The 14,096-nt window shown below is 65.4% G+C and carries 15 protein-coding genes and 4 tRNA genes; 18 read left to right on the top strand and 1 reads right to left on the bottom strand.

Annotated features, from left to right (window positions below):
• The first annotated feature begins 21 nt into the window (after positions 1-21).
• Entirely contained in the window at positions 22-936 is a 915-nt protein-coding gene (locus CEG14_RS25525; RefSeq protein ID WP_094829209.1) for a ParB/RepB/Spo0J family partition protein, read from the top strand.
• Positions 929-1,936, top strand: a complete 1,008-nt coding sequence (locus tag CEG14_RS25520; RefSeq protein WP_094829208.1) for an asparaginase — start codon at positions 929-931, stop codon at positions 1,934-1,936. The genes CEG14_RS25525 and CEG14_RS25520 overlap by 8 nt, the downstream gene beginning before the upstream one ends.
• Here CEG14_RS25520 and CEG14_RS25515 read toward each other — a convergent pair.
• The gene (locus CEG14_RS25515; RefSeq protein ID WP_094829207.1) at positions 1,930-2,841 is read right to left on the bottom strand and encodes a LysR substrate-binding domain-containing protein; all 912 of its coding nucleotides are present in this window, start codon (positions 2,839-2,841) and stop codon (positions 1,930-1,932) included. The two genes, CEG14_RS25520 and CEG14_RS25515, sit on opposite strands and share 7 nt — an antisense overlap.
• Positions 2,842-2,961: 120 nt before the next feature.
• Between CEG14_RS25515 and CEG14_RS25510 the strand changes: the two genes are divergently transcribed.
• The 16 genes from CEG14_RS25510 to rplA all read left to right on the top strand — a co-directional run bounded on the left by CEG14_RS25510 (position 2,962) and on the right by rplA (position 13,932).
• Positions 2,962-3,549: a cysteine dioxygenase family protein gene (locus tag CEG14_RS25510; RefSeq protein WP_094829206.1), complete on the top strand. Its 588-nt coding sequence runs from the start codon at positions 2,962-2,964 to the stop codon at positions 3,547-3,549.
• 4 nt (positions 3,550-3,553) lie between these two features.
• The gene (gene metC / locus CEG14_RS25505) at positions 3,554-4,732 is read left to right on the top strand and encodes a cystathionine beta-lyase (protein WP_094829205.1); all 1,179 of its coding nucleotides are present in this window, start codon (positions 3,554-3,556) and stop codon (positions 4,730-4,732) included.
• Positions 4,733-4,748: 16 nt separating this feature from the next.
• Entirely contained in the window at positions 4,749-6,359 is a 1,611-nt protein-coding gene (locus tag CEG14_RS25500; RefSeq protein ID WP_094829204.1) for a rhodanese-like domain-containing protein, read from the top strand.
• 128 nt (positions 6,360-6,487) lie between these two features.
• Positions 6,488-7,297, top strand: coding sequence for an ABC transporter substrate-binding protein (locus tag CEG14_RS25495; protein ID WP_256986063.1), 810 nt, complete (start codon positions 6,488-6,490; stop codon positions 7,295-7,297).
• A gap of 17 nt (positions 7,298-7,314) precedes the next feature.
• The gene (locus CEG14_RS25490) at positions 7,315-8,010 is read left to right on the top strand and encodes an amino acid ABC transporter permease (protein ID WP_094829202.1); all 696 of its coding nucleotides are present in this window, start codon (positions 7,315-7,317) and stop codon (positions 8,008-8,010) included.
• 8 nt (positions 8,011-8,018) lie between these two features.
• Positions 8,019-8,711, top strand: a complete 693-nt coding sequence (locus CEG14_RS25485; protein ID WP_094829201.1) for an amino acid ABC transporter permease — start codon at positions 8,019-8,021, stop codon at positions 8,709-8,711.
• A 28-nt stretch (positions 8,712-8,739) separates the two neighbouring features.
• Positions 8,740-9,558, top strand: coding sequence for an amino acid ABC transporter ATP-binding protein (locus CEG14_RS25480; RefSeq protein WP_094829200.1), 819 nt, complete (start codon positions 8,740-8,742; stop codon positions 9,556-9,558).
• A 224-nt stretch (positions 9,559-9,782) separates the two neighbouring features.
• A tRNA-Tyr gene (locus tag CEG14_RS25475) sits at positions 9,783-9,869 on the top strand.
• A gap of 213 nt (positions 9,870-10,082) precedes the next feature.
• Positions 10,083-10,156: transfer RNA gene (locus CEG14_RS25470), tRNA-Gly, on the top strand.
• A gap of 4 nt (positions 10,157-10,160) precedes the next feature.
• A tRNA-Thr gene (locus CEG14_RS25465) sits at positions 10,161-10,235 on the top strand.
• Positions 10,236-10,308: 73 nt separating this feature from the next.
• Positions 10,309-11,499 carry an elongation factor Tu gene (gene tuf / locus CEG14_RS25460; RefSeq protein WP_094829186.1) on the top strand — a complete coding sequence of 397 codons (1,191 nt, stop codon included), beginning with the start codon at positions 10,309-10,311 and terminating at the stop codon, positions 11,497-11,499.
• Between the two features lie 194 nt (positions 11,500-11,693).
• Positions 11,694-11,769 (top strand) — tRNA-Trp (locus tag CEG14_RS25455).
• A 51-nt stretch (positions 11,770-11,820) separates the two neighbouring features.
• Entirely contained in the window at positions 11,821-12,201 is a 381-nt protein-coding gene (gene secE, locus CEG14_RS25450; RefSeq protein WP_094829199.1) for a preprotein translocase subunit SecE, read from the top strand.
• An 8-nt stretch (positions 12,202-12,209) separates the two neighbouring features.
• Complete coding sequence (gene nusG / locus CEG14_RS25445) at positions 12,210-12,743, top strand: transcription termination/antitermination protein NusG (RefSeq protein ID WP_094829198.1); 534 nt, start codon at positions 12,210-12,212, stop codon at positions 12,741-12,743.
• 59 nt (positions 12,744-12,802) lie between these two features.
• On the top strand, positions 12,803-13,234 hold the full coding sequence (rplK, locus tag CEG14_RS25440; RefSeq protein ID WP_094829197.1) for a 50S ribosomal protein L11: 432 nt from the start codon (positions 12,803-12,805) through the stop codon (positions 13,232-13,234).
• A gap of 2 nt (positions 13,235-13,236) precedes the next feature.
• Positions 13,237-13,932, top strand: a complete 696-nt coding sequence (gene rplA / locus CEG14_RS25435) for a 50S ribosomal protein L1 (RefSeq protein ID WP_094829196.1) — start codon at positions 13,237-13,239, stop codon at positions 13,930-13,932.
• Positions 13,933-14,096: the final 164 nt, after the last annotated feature.

The raw sequence follows: 14,096 nt of genomic DNA, 5'->3' as shown, positions 1-14,096 counted from the left end.
AGGAAAGAGGAACTCATCGTTATGGCCACCAAGAAACCCAAGGGCCTGGGCCGCGGGCTCGATGCATTGCTGGGCGCCGACGCGCCCGCCATCGACAACCTCGGCAAAGAACCCGTGCGGGCGGAAGGCCCCCCCTCCGTCCTGCCCGTGTCCAAGATGCGCGCCGGCAAGTACCAGCCGCGCACGCGCATGGACGAGGGTGCGCTCAACGAGCTGGCCGACTCGATTCGCACGCAAGGGATCATGCAACCGATCCTGGTGCGCGCGCTCAATGGCGCCGATGTCGGTCACTACGAAATCATCGCCGGCGAACGCCGCTTCCGTGCCGCGCAGCTGGCCGGCCTGAAAGAAGTGCCGGTGCTGGTGCGCGAGGTGGCGGACGAGCACGCCGCGGTGATGGCGCTGATCGAAAACATCCAGCGCGAAGATCTCAACCCGCTGGAAGAAGCGCAGGGCGTGCGGCGGCTGCTCGACGAATTCGGCCTGACGCACGAGCAGGCGGCGCAAGCCATCGGTCGTTCGCGCTCGGCCACCAGCAATCTGCTGCGCCTGCTCAACCTGGCGTCGCCGGTGCAGACCATGCTGCTGGCCGGCGACATCGACATGGGCCACGCGCGTGCGTTTCTGTCGGCCGACGCGGCCACGCAGATCCAGCTCGCCAACCAGGTCATCGCCAAGCGCCTGTCGGTGCGCGAAGCCGAAAAGCTCGTCACCAAGACGCTCAAGGATGCCGAGACCTCGCCGCGCAAGAAGGCCAATGGCGCCTCGCGCGATCTCACCCGTCTCGAAGAGGCGCTGTCCGATCACCTCGGCACGCGCGTCACGCTGAAGGTCGGCGCGCGCGAGAAGGGCCAGATCGTGATCGATTTCCACGGCTACGAGCACCTCAACGCGTTGCTCGAGCGCCAGGGCCTGTCCGGAGTGATCGATGCCTGAACGCCGCCTGCCGCGCATCGCGCTGATCGCCACCGGTGGCACCATCGCCGGCGCCCAGACCGAAACCAGCGGCAGCGGCTACAAGTCGGGCGCGCTCTCGGTCGACACGCTGCTCGAGGCGATTCCGTCGCTCGCGAGCCTCGCCCAGATCCAGGCCGAGCAGCTGGTCAACGTCGGCAGCCAGAACATGACCTACGCGGTCTGGCACGCGTTGGCACGCCGCGTCGATGAGCTGCTGCGCAGCGATGCGGTCGACGGCGTCGTCATCACGCACGGCACCGACACGCTCGAAGAAACCGCGTATTTCCTCAGCCTCGTGCTGCCGCATGCCAAGCCGGTGGTGCTGGTCGGCGCCATGCGTCCGGCCACCGCCATCAGCGCCGACGGTCCGCGCAACATCCACAGCGCCGTGGCCGTAGCCGCGTCGGCGCAGGCGAAAGATCGCGGGCCGCTCGTCGTGATGAACGACGAGGTCCATTACGCCCGTCACGTGCAGAAGATGGCATGCGGCGGCGTCGACGCGTTCGATTCGCCCAACGCCGGCCGCGCCGGTGTGGTGCGCGGCAACCGGGTGACGTTCTATGGTCAATCGGGCATCGCCAGCGCCGCGGCGGCCAAGGTGTTTCCGCTGGACCAGCTGCCCGCCACGGTATGGCCGCGCGTCGATATCGCGTATGCCTGCGCCGACATGGACGGCGTGCTGATCGATTTCATGGCGTCGCACGCCCAGGGTATCGTGCTGGCCGGCGTGGGCGACGGCAACGCCACCGATGCCGCCGTCGATGCGCTGATGAATGCGGCGCGCAACGGCGTTGCCGTGGTGCGCAGCACGCGCTGCGGCTCGGGGTCGGTGGGCCGCAACATCGAGGTCGATGACGACCACGGCGGCTTCATCGCAGCGTACGAGCTCAACCCGCAGAAGGCGCGCGTGCTGCTCACGCTCGCCCTCATGTCCAGGCGCGATCGCGCCGACATCCAGGCGCTCTTCGACCGCTACTGATCCTGGCCGGCCGCATTGCCGGCCGGTGTCCAGTCCGCCTGCGCGCGATGCCCCGCCAGGCCCAGCTTCTCCTTCAGCATCTCATAGACATGGCGCGTGAGCGGATTGATCAGGTCCGGCCGCAGCCACAGGAAATAGCTCACGTCCGGCAGCGGCGGCAAGCCGTCTTTTTCGCCCAGCACGCGCATGTCGGGGCCCAGCAGCTCGATGCTGCGCGCCGTCACGCCCAGGCCGGCACGCAGGGCCGCCTTGATGCCCACGAGATTGGGCGCGACGTAATTGGTATGCCAGCGCACGCGTGACTGTTCCAGTGCATTGAGCGCGATGCGGCGGAAGATGCTCGGTTCGTCGGCCAGCACCAGACGTACCGGCGCATACGGATCGTGGACGTAATCGGCGGAACAGATCCAGGCGGTGGGCGAGGTGCGCAACACCACGCCCTCGAGCTCGGGGTCGAAGCGCGTGGAGATGGTGAGATCGATCTCGCCGGCGGCCAGCGCGGTCATGAGGAACGGGCTGCGGTCGACGCGGATCTCGAGCTTGATGCGCGGCAGATAGCGCGCCACCTGCGTGAGTACGGTGGGCAGGATGGTGTCGGCCACATCGTGTGGCGCGCCCAGTCGCAGCTGGCCTTCGAGCTGCTCGTCCTGCAGCGCGCGCAGTGCCTCGTCGTTGATGGCCAGCAGGTGCCGCGCATACTGCACCAGCTTGACCCCGTGCGCGGTGAGGCGCTTGTTGCGCCCCTGCTTCTCGAACAGCGGCAGCGCGAGCATGGCCTCGAGCCGCTGCATCTGCTGGGTCACGGCCGATTGGGTCTTGTGGGTCTTGGCGGCCGCCACCGCGAAGGTCTCGCCATCGGCGATGGCCACCAGCGTGCGCAGCAGGTCGAGCTCGAGATGACGCATGGTTTTCCCTAGGAAACTTCAGCGATGCTAATGCGTTGCGTCGACAATTTAAATTGTTCTGCGATGCGCCGCTGCGTACAGTGTACCCAACGAATCCTAAAACCAAGGGGTTGTACGCAAATGAGCCGTGAGCATCCGCAGCAGCAAGCGATTTCCCAAGCCATCGGAAATATAAAGAACACTGTAGATAATAAAGGCCTGAACCGCGACAGCCTCGCGCAGGTGCTGGATCAGCTCGTGGCGCTGGCGGGGCAAACCAGCTGGTGGCAGGCGGACCGTTATCCCGCGCCCGAGGCGGACGAGCGCCAGGCCCGCTACCTCATCAGCGAAGACGCCGACAAGTCGTACGCGCTCTATCTGAACGTGATGCGGCCGGGCAAGAAGATCGTGCCGCACAACCACACCACCTGGGCCTGTATCGCAGCCGTCGAGGGCGTGGAGAAGAACTTCGTCTACGAACGCCTCGACGATGGCGCGCAGCCCGGCGTCGGCGAGCTGCGCCTGGCCGAGGTCGTGACGGTGGCGCCGGGGCAGGGCATCGCCCTGATGCCCGACGACATCCACGCCGTCCAGATCGAGGGCGACAGCGTGATCCGCCATCTGCACATGTATGGCCGTGCGCTCGAGACGCTGGACCAGCGCCTGGCCTTCGACCTCGACACCCACACCTGCAGCGTCATGCCCATCGGCGTGCAGACGCGCCGCTGATCCCATGACCACGACCCACAAGCCCGCGACGCGCCTGCTGCGCGCGGGCCGGCCGCATCGCGGCTGGATCAACACGCCCGTCACCCGCGCAAGCACCTATGTATTCGACTCGGTGGCCGAGTGGCGCGACACGCGCGAGCGCCGCGAGAAGGAACGCCTCGCCTCGTATGGCGCGCGCGGCACCGACAGCACCCACGCGCTCGAGGATGCCTTGCTGGCGCTGGAGGGCGGGCATCGCGCCCAGCTCTATCCCACCGGGCAGGCCGCCATCGCCGTGGTGCTGCTGGCGGCCCTGCGCGCGGGCGACCACGTGCTGATCACCGACGCGGTGTACGAACCGGTGCGGCGCTTCTGCGCCAACCATCTCTCGCGCCTCGGCATCGCCTATGAGTTCTACCCACCTGACGGCAGCGACCTTTCCGCCCGCATCCGCCCCGAAACCCGGCTGATCTATGCGGAGAGCCCCGGCTCGCTCACCTACGAGATGATCGACCTGCCCGCGGTGGCGGATCTCGCGCATCGCCATGGTGCGCTGCTGGCTGTGGACAACACCTGGGGGTGCGGCGTGCTGTGCCAGCCGCTGGCGCTGGGCGCCGACATCTCCATCCTGGCCGCCACCAAATACCTGGGCGGCCACGCCGACGTGATGATGGGCGCGGTCGTATGCAATGCGCGCGCCTGGCCGGCGGTCCAGCAGGCCAGCATCGATTTCGGCCAGACGGTGGGGGCGGACGACGCGTGGCTGGTGCTGCGCGGCATGCGTTCGCTCACGGTACGGATGGCGGCGCACGGCGCGGCCGCGCTCAAGGTGGCGAGATGGTTGCATACGCAACCGGTTGTGGCGCGCGTGTGGAGCCCCGCGTTGCCGGATCATCCGTCGCACGATCGCTGGCGCCGCGATTGCCGTGGCACCAATGGGCTGCTCACGGTCGAGTTTCGCGCCGACATCACGCAGGCGGCGGTCGAGGCAATGATCGACTCGCTCGCGCTCTTCGGCCTGGGCGCATCGTGGGGCGGCTTCGAAAGCCTGGTGGTGCCGGTCAACATGCGCGCCGCGCGCAGTCTCTCCGACTGGACCGGTCACGGCCCGATGCTACGGCTGCACATCGGCCTGGAAGACCCCGAAGACCTGATCGAGGACCTGCGGCTGGCCATGCAATGTCTTTCCCCTTCTCATCCCTGAACACACAAGCAACGCGATGACGTACTCCCCCGAGAATTCCTCTTCTGCGGCAAGCGCCGGCATAGACGCACGTACGCTCAAGCAGTGGCTGCACGACGGCGACGAGATCGCCTTGCTGGACGTGCGCGAGCACGGGCTCTATGGCGAAGGCCATCTGTTCTACGCCGTGCCGCTGCCGTTCAGCCGCCTCGAGCTCGAGGCGCGCCGCCTGATGCCGCGCCAGTCCGTGCGCGTGGTGGTGTACGACGACGACGGCAACGGCGTGGCACCGCTGGCGGCGCGCGCATTGCGCGCCATGGCTTATCCACAGGTCCATGTGTTGAACGGCGGCATCGCAGGCTGGCGTGCGGCGGGGCTGGCGGTGTTCGCCGGCGTCAACGTGCCGAGCAAGACCTTCGGCGAACTCGCCGAACTGGCGTTCCACACGCCGCGCATCAGCGCGCGCGAACTGGCCGAACGCCAGGCGCGCGGCGACGACCTGGTCGTGCTCGACGGCCGGCCGCTCGGCGAGTTCAACAAGATGAACATCCCGGGCGGCATCTGCTGCCCGAATGGCGAGCTGGCGCTGCGCGCCGAGCTGCTGGCGCCGGATCCCGCGACCACCATCGTGATCAACTGCGCCGGCCGCACGCGCAGCATCATCGGCGCGCAGACCCTCATCAACCTGGGTGTGGACAACCCGGTGCTCGCGCTGGAGAACGGCACGCAGGGCTGGTATCTCGAAGACCTGCCGCTCGAACACGGGGCGCGCCGCAAGTATCCCGACGCCGGCACGGTCGACGAACGGCTGCGGGCCCGTTCGCGCGCACTGGCGGAAAAGCACGCCGTGGAATTCGTCGATGCCGACACGGTCGCGCAGTGGCTGGCGCAGTCCGATCGCAGCACGTATCTGTGCGACGTACGCACGCCCGAAGAGTTCGCCGCCGGCTCCCTGCCGGGCGCGCAGCACACCCCCGGTGGCCAGCTGATGCAGGCCACGGATCAATACGTGGCATGCCGCGGTGCGCGTCTCGTGCTGTTCGACGCCGAAGGCGTGCGCGCGCCCGCGGTGGCATCGTGGCTGCGCCAGATGGGGTGGGAGGCCTTCGTGTTGCGCGAAGGGCTGCAGGCGCAGCTGCCCGCTGCGGCGGCGTTGCCTGCCGCGGTCGATGCGTTGCCGCAGGTGCTGCCGGACGCGCTGGCGGCGTGGCATGCGCCGGACGCGCGCATGCTCGACGTGCGTTCGAGCATGGCCTATCGCGCCGCGCATCTGCCGGCGGCGGAGTGGACGATCCGCGCGCGCCTGGCGGACGCCGCCGTGGCCGCCGACGCGCGTGTGCTGTTCGTCGCCGACGAGTCCGGCGTGGCGGCGCTGGCGGCGCGCACGCTGCGCGAACAGGGCCATCGCGGCGAACAGGCCTGGCTGCGCTGGGATGCCGACGCGGTGCGGGCGGCGGGCAGGGAAGTCGTGGCCACGCCGCAGTCCCCGCCGGACGCGCAGTGCATCGACTACCTGTTTTTCGTGCATGACCGGCACGACGGCAACAAGGCCGCGGCGCGCCAGTATCTGGCATGGGAAACCGACCTGATCCATCAGATCGACGCGCAGGAGCGCGCAACGTTTCGCCTGCCGCCCATGCCGGCCTGACGGGCGGGGCGGGCGCGGCCTGCGTGGCCGCGCCTTCGCAGCAGCACAGCCGGCGCACACGCCGGCATGACAAACCTAAGGGGAAAAAAATGAACACCAGGGTTTTGCAGTCTGTTTGCATCAAGGGGTTGAGCGCAGGTGCCTTGGCGGGGGCGCTCGCCCTGGCCAGTAGCGCGCATGCCGATGTGCTCGACGACGTGAAGAAGCGCGGCAAGCTTGTCTGCGGCACGCAGAACGCCAGCGTGCCGTATGCCTTCCAGGATCCGGCCACGCGCTCGTTCGTGGGCTACGACGTCGACATGTGCAAGGCGCTGGCGCAGGGCCTGGGCGTGACGCTCGAGCACAAGCCGCTCTCGACCGAGGCGCGCATTCCCGAGCTCAAGATGGGCCGCGTGGATGTGGTGGCGGGCGCCATGGCGTACCTGCCCGAGCGCGCCCAGCAGGTGGATTTCAGCCTCCAGTATCTGCAGGGCAGCATCAAGGTCCTGGTGAAGAAGGATGCCGGCATCACCTCGCTCGCCGGCCTTGCGGGCAAGAAGGTGTGCGCATCGAAGGGCTCGAGTTCGGCGGCCGTTGCCGCGCGCGTGCTCGACAAATCGCAGGTGCTCACGTTCCAGGACGTGGCGTCGTGCTATCTCGGCCTGCAGAACGACAAGGTCGAGGGCTTCACCGCTGGCGAGCTGGTGCTCAAGCGCTTCGAGGTCGAGTCGCAGGAGAAGGGCGCGCCCACCGTGCTGATCGGTGAGCCCACCTACACCGAGCGCATCGGCCTCGTGGTGAACAAGGGCAACCCGGCCATGCTTGCCGCCATCAACAAGGTCATCACCGATATGGATGCGAGCGGCGCGTTGTCGGCGAACTTCGACAAGTGGCTGGGCGCTGGCTCGATCTACAAGCTCAAGCGGGAATTCAAGGTCGAGCCCGTGGCGGCGCCCTGAGCACGGCGGGGGCCATCATGCAGTTCGATCTCTCGTTCCTGACTGACGGGAACTACGCGCAGCTCCTGTGGCAAGGCGTACAGACCACGTTCCGGCTGTTTGCCGGCGCGTGGCTGCTGGGCTTCGCGGTGTCGCTGGTGCTGGTATGCCTGCGCAGCGTGCCGTTCAAGCCCTTGCAGTGGCTGGTGGCCGCGTTCGTCGAGTATCACCGCAACGTGCCGACCGTGGTGCAGATCATGGTGTGGTACTTCGGCATGCCGCAGATCCTGCCCGACGGCATCCGCCTGTGGCTCAACCGGGGCGACACGGAGTTCATGTTCGCGCTGATTGCGCTGGCGCTGAACGTGAGCGGCTACATGTCGGAAGACATACGCTCGGGCCTGCGCGCGATCCCCGCGACGCAGGGCGAGGCCGCGCGTTCGGTAGGCCTGAGCGCATGGGGCGCCTTGCGGCATGTGCTGGTGCCGCAGGCGCTGCGCATCGGCGTGCCGCCGCTCATCAATCGCACGCTGATCCTGTTCAAGGACACCAGCCTGGCGATGGTGATCGGCGTCGCCGAGCTCACCTATCAGGTGAAGGCGATCGAGAACCTCACCTTCCGTTCGTTCGAAGTGTTTGCCGCGTCCACCGCGCTGTATCTGATGGCGTCGCTGGCATTGATGGCGCTGGGCGCCTGGTTCGCACGCCGGTATCCGCCGGCGTTCAGAGGGTAGGGGGCGCCATGCTCGACATACTGCATCAATACGGCATGATGTTCCTGGTGGGCTCGTGGCCCAACGAGCCCATGGGCGGCTTCGTGGCCACGCTGATCCTCGCGGGGCTGGGCATGCTGCTGTCGTTTCCGCTGGCACTGCTGCTGGCGCTGGCGCGCGTGTCGCCGTGGCGAGGATTGCGCTGGCCGGCCACCGCCTGGGTATATGCCTTTCGCGGCGTGCCGCTGGTCATGATCATCTTCTGGGCCTACTTCCTGGTGCCGGTGATCACGGGCACGTCGATCTCGGCGTTCCATACGGCGCTCTGTGCCATCGTGGCCTACGAATCGGCCTTTCTCGCCGAGATCGTGCGGGCCGGTCTGCAAGGCCTGCCGGCAGGCCAGACCGAAGCGGCGCGCGCGAGCGGGCTGTCGTACCTGCAGACCATGCGTCACGTGATCCTGCCGCAGGCGCTGTTGAACATGCTGCCTTCGCTGGTGAACCAGTTCGTGTCCACCATCAAGGCCACGTCGATCGTGTACGTGATCGGCGTGCACGAACTCACGTTCGCGGCGCAGCAGGTCAACAGCATCGAAATGACGCGGGCGCTGCAGACCTTCGGCATCCTGGCGGCGTTCTACTTCGCCGCGTGCTTTGCCCTCACGCGCCTGGCGCGCCTGCTCGAGCAGCGCATCTCGCACCGCCGCCTCGCGCCGGCCTGACGGCCCGTATCGATTTGGGAGAGTCTCGATGATAGAACTGAGCAAGGTCGAAAAATGGTACGGCTCGCAACAGGTGCTCAAGGGCATCTCGGGCCGGGTGGAGAAGGGCCAGGTCGTGGTGGTGTGCGGGCCTTCGGGCTCGGGCAAGTCCACCATGATCCGCACCATCAACCGGCTGGAGCCGATCCAGGGCGGCAGCATCCGCGTGGGCGGAAGCGACGTGCATGCCGCCTCGCAGAACCTGAATCAGCTGCGTGCCGGCATCGGTTTCGTGTTCCAGCAATTCAATCTGTTCCCGCATCTCACGGTGCGCGAGAACATCATGCTGTCGCCGCTCAAGGTGGGACATCTGACGCGGGCGCAGGCGGATCGCATGGCGTGCGAGCTGCTCGAAAAGGTCGGGCTCGCACACAAGGCCGACGCGATGCCGGTCAACCTCTCCGGTGGCCAGCAACAGCGGGTGGCGATCGCACGCGCGCTGGCGCAGCGTCCGCCGCTGATACTGTTCGACGAGCCCACCAGCGCGCTGGATCCGGAAATGGTGGGCGAGGTGCTGGCGGTGATCAAGGCGCTGGCCGCCGACGGGCTCACGATGATGGTGGTGACCCACGAAATGGGCTTCGCGCGCGAGGTGGCCGACCGGATCTGGTTCATGGACGCGGGCGAGATCCTCGAAGAGGCCGATGCGCAGACGTTCTTCACGGCGCCGCGCCATCCCCGCACGCGCAAATTCCTGGCCGACATCCTGCGCCCCGGCGTGTCCGTGCCACAGGCTCCTGGCGCGGGCGTGCTTGCGGCCGGCGCCGCGCGTCAGGGCGGCGCCGGGGCGGCCCTCATGCCCGGCTGAGCAACGGCACCCGCGCGCCGCAGCGCCTCACATGCCCGAGCCGGCGTCGGCCGCTCGGGCATGCGCGCATTGCGACCGCATGACGGCGCGCAGCGCGGTCTCGTTTTTGCACGAAAACCACGTATCCAGGGTCGGTCCCGGAAATTCTTGCGAGTATGACCATTTTTTTGCCTCCATTCGTTTGACACGGGCAACGAATGTGTTCATAATTTCAAGTCTTCGCTGGAGGGGTGCCCGAGTGGTTAAAGGGGGCAGACTGTAAATCTGTTGGCCTTGCGCCTACGTTGGTTCGAATCCAACCTCCTCCACCAGCGAACCAATTTCAAATCCAGGCGATGTCTGCCTGGATTTGCATCGTAAGGCCCTCGCATCGAGGGAAGCCTTTCGAATCTCAGCCAAGTCTGAGGGGCGAGCGGGCTACGCAGCGGGTTACCAGCTGGTTGCGTTCGATGCTTGGCTTAGGGTGTGCGGCATGCCGTGAGGCGTGTGCGGATTGGAAATTGAAGCAAGGTGAAAGGGTAGCCGCGGGTGTAGCTCAATGGTAGAGCAGAAGCCTTCCAAGCTTACGACGAGGGTTCGATTCCCTTCACCCGCTCCAGAATGCCCATGTGGCTCAGTGGTAGAGCACTCCCTTGGTAAGGGAGAGGTCACGCGTTCGATCCGCGTCATGGGCACCACCGAATTCTCCGAAGTATTCGCTTCGGGTCATTTCTTCAAGTCAGAAGCGCAAATCCAGGTCAGGAGTCAGCCATGGCAAAAGGCAAGTTTGAACGTACCAAGCCGCACGTGAACGTGGGTACGATTGGTCACGTTGACCACGGCAAAACGACGTTGACGGCAGCGATCACGACGGTCCTGTCGACCAAGTTCGGCGGCGAAGCCAAGGGCTACGACCAGATCGACGCGGCTCCTGAAGAAAAGGCCCGCGGCATCACGATCAACACGGCCCACGTGGAATACGAAACGCAGACGCGTCACTACGCGCACGTTGACTGCCCGGGTCACGCTGACTACGTGAAGAACATGATCACCGGCGCGGCCCAGATGGACGGCGCGATCCTGGTGGTGTCGGCCGCTGACGGCCCGATGCCCCAGACGCGTGAGCACATCCTGCTGTCGCGCCAGGTTGGCGTGCCGTACATCATCGTCTTCCTGAACAAGGCAGACATGGTCGACGACGCCGAGCTGCTCGAGCTGGTGGAAATGGAAGTTCGCGAACTTCTGTCGAAGTACGACTTCCCGGGCGACGACACCCCGATCGTGAAGGGTTCGGCCAAGCTGGCGCTGGAAGGCGACAAGGGCGAACTGGGCGAGCAAGCGATTCTGGCCCTGGCCGAAGCGCTGGACACCTACATCCCGACGCCTGAGCGTGCCATCGACGGCGCGTTCCTGATGCCGGTGGAAGACGTGTTCTCGATCTCGGGTCGCGGCACCGTGGTGACCGGCCGTATCGAGCGCGGTATCGTCAAGGTCGGCGAAGAAATCGAAATCGTCGGTATCAAGCCCACCGTGAAGACCACCTGCACGGGCGTGGAAATGTTCCGCAAGCTGCTCGACCAAGGTCAGGCCGGCGACAACGTGGGCATCCTGCTGCGCGGCACCAAGCGCGAAGACGTCGAGCGCGGCCAGGTTCTGGCCAAGCCGGGTTCGATCACCCCGCACACGGACTTCAGCGCCGAGGTGTACATCCTGTCGAAGGAAGAAGGCGGCCGCCACACCCCGTTCTTCAACGGCTATCGTCCCCAGTTCTACTTCCGCACGACGGACGTGACCGGCACGATCGATCTGCCGCAAGACAAGGAAATGGTCCTGCCGGGCGACAACGTCTCGATGGTCGTCAAGCTCCTGGCCCCCATCGCCATGGAAGAAGGCCTGCGCTTCGCCATCCGTGAAGGCGGTCGTACCGTCGGCGCCGGCGTCGTTGCCAAGATCATCAAGTAAGCAGTACCCGATATGGATAGCCGGCCCCCCGGGGCCCGCTATCCATAATTGCCATATCAGGCAAAAAAGTAGTACACTGCTTGGTTCCGTCAGGTGCCAAACTCTTGAGACGTGCGATCACGTCGCGGGAGTCCCGCTGATTCAAGCAGAAGCAAGCTAGCCAAGTTCGGCAGCACGCTGCAAGTGTAAGTTTTAGGGGTATAGCTCAATTGGCAGAGCGTCGGTCTCCAAAACCGAAGGTTGTAGGTTCGATTCCTACTGCCCCTGCCACCCGCCGGAGATCTCGCGAGTTGCGCATTCACGGCGGGCTCGCGTCGCAAAATGTCTAATACCAGCGTCGAAACCGTTACCAGTACCGCTGACCGGATCAAACTCGGGTTGGCGGTTCTTGTCGTTATTGCTGGCATCGTTGGTTTTTCCGTGCTCAGCGCGCAACCGACTGCCGCCCGTGTCGGTGTGTTCGTGGGCAGCCTCGTGGTCGCCGCGTTGATCGCCTGGTTCAGTGAGCCCGGCCGCCGCACGATCAGCTTTGCCGGCGAATCGTACAACGAAGTCAAGCGTGTCGCGTGGCCCACGCGCAAAGAAACGTTCCAGATGACTGGGATCATCTTTGCGTTCGTCGCGGTGATGGGCATTTTCATGTGGGTGCTCGACAAGGGCATCGAGTGGGTGCTCTACGGCCTGCTGCTGGGCTGGAAATAAGGACAGACATGAGTAAACGTTGGTATGTCGTCCATGTGTATTCCGGCATGGAAAAGAGTGTTCAGAAAGCCCTGATCGAGCGTATCGACCGGGCTGCGCTGCAAACGTCGTTTGGTCGCATCCTTGTGCCCTCCGAAGAAGTCGTCGAGGTCAAGGGCGGTCAGAAGTCGATTTCCGAGCGCCGGATTTTCCCGGGTTACGTGCTGGTCGAGATGGATCTCACCGACGAAACCTGGCACCTGGTCAAGAACACGAATCGCGTCACCGGCTTCCTCGGTGGTTCGGGCAACCGTCCCACTCCGATTTCCGAGCGTGAAGTCGAGAAGATCCTCTCCCAGATGGAAGAGGGCGTCGAGAAGCCCCGGCCCAAGATCCTCTTCGAGGTGGGCGAGATGGTGCGCGTCAAGGAAGGTCCGTTTGCAGACTTCAACGGCAACGTCGAAGAAGTCAATTACGAAAAGAGCAAGGTGCGTGTGTCGGTCACGATCTTCGGTCGTGCCACCCCCGTCGAACTCGATTTCAGCCAGGTCGAAAAGACCTGATCTCAACCCCGGGGAGCTGCCGTTTTCGCGGCAGCGCATGTACCCGTTAGGAGCAAAGCATGGCGAAGAAAATCGTCGGCTTTATCAAGCTGCAAGTCCCGGCTGGTAAGGCTAACCCCTCCCCCCCGATTGGCCCGGCCCTGGGTCAGCGTGGCCTGAACATCATGGAATTCTGCAAGGCGTTCAACGCCAAGACCCAAGGCCTCGAGCCGGGTCTGCCGATTCCGGTGGTGATCACCGCTTTCGCCGACAAGAGCTTCACCTTCATCATGAAGACCCCGCCCGCGACGGTCCTCATCAAGAAGGCCGCCGGCGTGCAAAAGGGTTCGGCCAAGCCGCACACCGACAAGGTGGGCACGCTGACCCGCGCGCAAGCTGAAGAAATCGCCAAGACCAAGCAGCCCGACCTGACCGCTGCTGATCTGGATGCCGCCGTTCGTACGATCGCCGGTAGCGCCCGCAGCATGGGCATCACGGTTGAGGGGATCTAATCATGGCAAAACTGTCCAAGCGCGCTGCCGCGATCGCCGAAAAGATCGATCGCACCAAGCTGTACCCGGTTGCTGAAGCCCTGACCCTGGTCAAGGAAACCGCCACCGCCAAGTTCAATGAATCGATCGACGTCGCCGTCCAGCTCGGCATCGACCCGAAGAAGTCGGACCAACTGGTCCGTGGCTCGGTCGTGCTGCCCGCCGGCACCGGCAAGTCGGTTCGCGTCGCCGTGTTCGCCCAAGGCGACAAGGCTGAAGCCGCTCGCGCCGCTGGCGCCGATGTGGTCGGCCTCGACGACCTGGCTGACCAGATCAAGGCTGGCCAGATGGACTTCGACGTGGTGATCGCTTCGCCCGACACGATGCGTGTCGTCGGCGCCCTGGGTCAAATCCTGGGCCCGCGCGGCCTGATGCCGAACCCGAAGGTCGGCACCGTGACCCCCGACGTCGCCACCGCCGTGAAGAACGCCAAGGCAGGTCAGGTGCAGTACCGCACCGACAAGGCCGGCATCATCCACGCCACCATCGGTCGTGCGTCGTTCGAAGTCGAACAACTGCAAACCAACCTGGCCGCCCTGGTCGACGCCCTGCAAAAGGCTCGTCCCGCCGCCGCCAAGGGCATCTACCTGCGCAAGCTGGCCGTCTCGTCCACCATGGGCGGCGGTGCTCGCGTGGAAATCGCTTCGCTGTCGGCCTGATTCCAGGCTGATCGCAAACAGTACTTTGGGCCGCATCCGGATTTTTCGGATGCTGCTGTCAAAGACCGCTGGAGCGGCAAGCCGGCAGTACAGGCAAGCCGCTTAATCCCCGGGACCTCCCGGAATCCAGCGTAGACGGCGTCCCCAGGAAGAATTCTTTACTC

The sequence above is a fragment of the Bordetella genomosp. 1 genome (assembly GCF_002261335.1).
GTDB lineage: Bacteria > Pseudomonadota > Gammaproteobacteria > Burkholderiales > Burkholderiaceae_B > Bordetella.
Note: the sequence above shows the minus strand (reverse complement) of the source record. Positions and strands in the feature narration are given on the sequence as shown.

Coding starts and splice junctions, on each gene's coding strand:
- CEG14_RS25525 (WP_094829209.1), top strand. CDS start 22: ATGGCCACCAAGAAACCCAAGGGCCTGGGCCGCGGGCTCGATGCATTG.
- CEG14_RS25520 (WP_094829208.1), top strand. CDS start 929: ATGCCTGAACGCCGCCTGCCGCGCATCGCGCTGATCGCCACCGGTGGC.
- CEG14_RS25515 (WP_094829207.1), bottom strand. CDS start 2,841: ATGCGTCATCTCGAGCTCGACCTGCTGCGCACGCTGGTGGCCATCGCC.
- CEG14_RS25510 (WP_094829206.1), top strand. CDS start 2,962: ATGAGCCGTGAGCATCCGCAGCAGCAAGCGATTTCCCAAGCCATCGGA.
- metC (WP_094829205.1), top strand. CDS start 3,554: ATGACCACGACCCACAAGCCCGCGACGCGCCTGCTGCGCGCGGGCCGG.
- CEG14_RS25500 (WP_094829204.1), top strand. CDS start 4,749: ATGACGTACTCCCCCGAGAATTCCTCTTCTGCGGCAAGCGCCGGCATA.
- CEG14_RS25490 (WP_094829202.1), top strand. CDS start 7,315: ATGCAGTTCGATCTCTCGTTCCTGACTGACGGGAACTACGCGCAGCTC.
- CEG14_RS25485 (WP_094829201.1), top strand. CDS start 8,019: ATGCTCGACATACTGCATCAATACGGCATGATGTTCCTGGTGGGCTCG.
- CEG14_RS25480 (WP_094829200.1), top strand. CDS start 8,740: ATGATAGAACTGAGCAAGGTCGAAAAATGGTACGGCTCGCAACAGGTG.
- tuf (WP_094829186.1), top strand. CDS start 10,309: ATGGCAAAAGGCAAGTTTGAACGTACCAAGCCGCACGTGAACGTGGGT.
- secE (WP_094829199.1), top strand. CDS start 11,821: ATGTCTAATACCAGCGTCGAAACCGTTACCAGTACCGCTGACCGGATC.
- nusG (WP_094829198.1), top strand. CDS start 12,210: ATGAGTAAACGTTGGTATGTCGTCCATGTGTATTCCGGCATGGAAAAG.
- rplK (WP_094829197.1), top strand. CDS start 12,803: ATGGCGAAGAAAATCGTCGGCTTTATCAAGCTGCAAGTCCCGGCTGGT.
- rplA (WP_094829196.1), top strand. CDS start 13,237: ATGGCAAAACTGTCCAAGCGCGCTGCCGCGATCGCCGAAAAGATCGAT.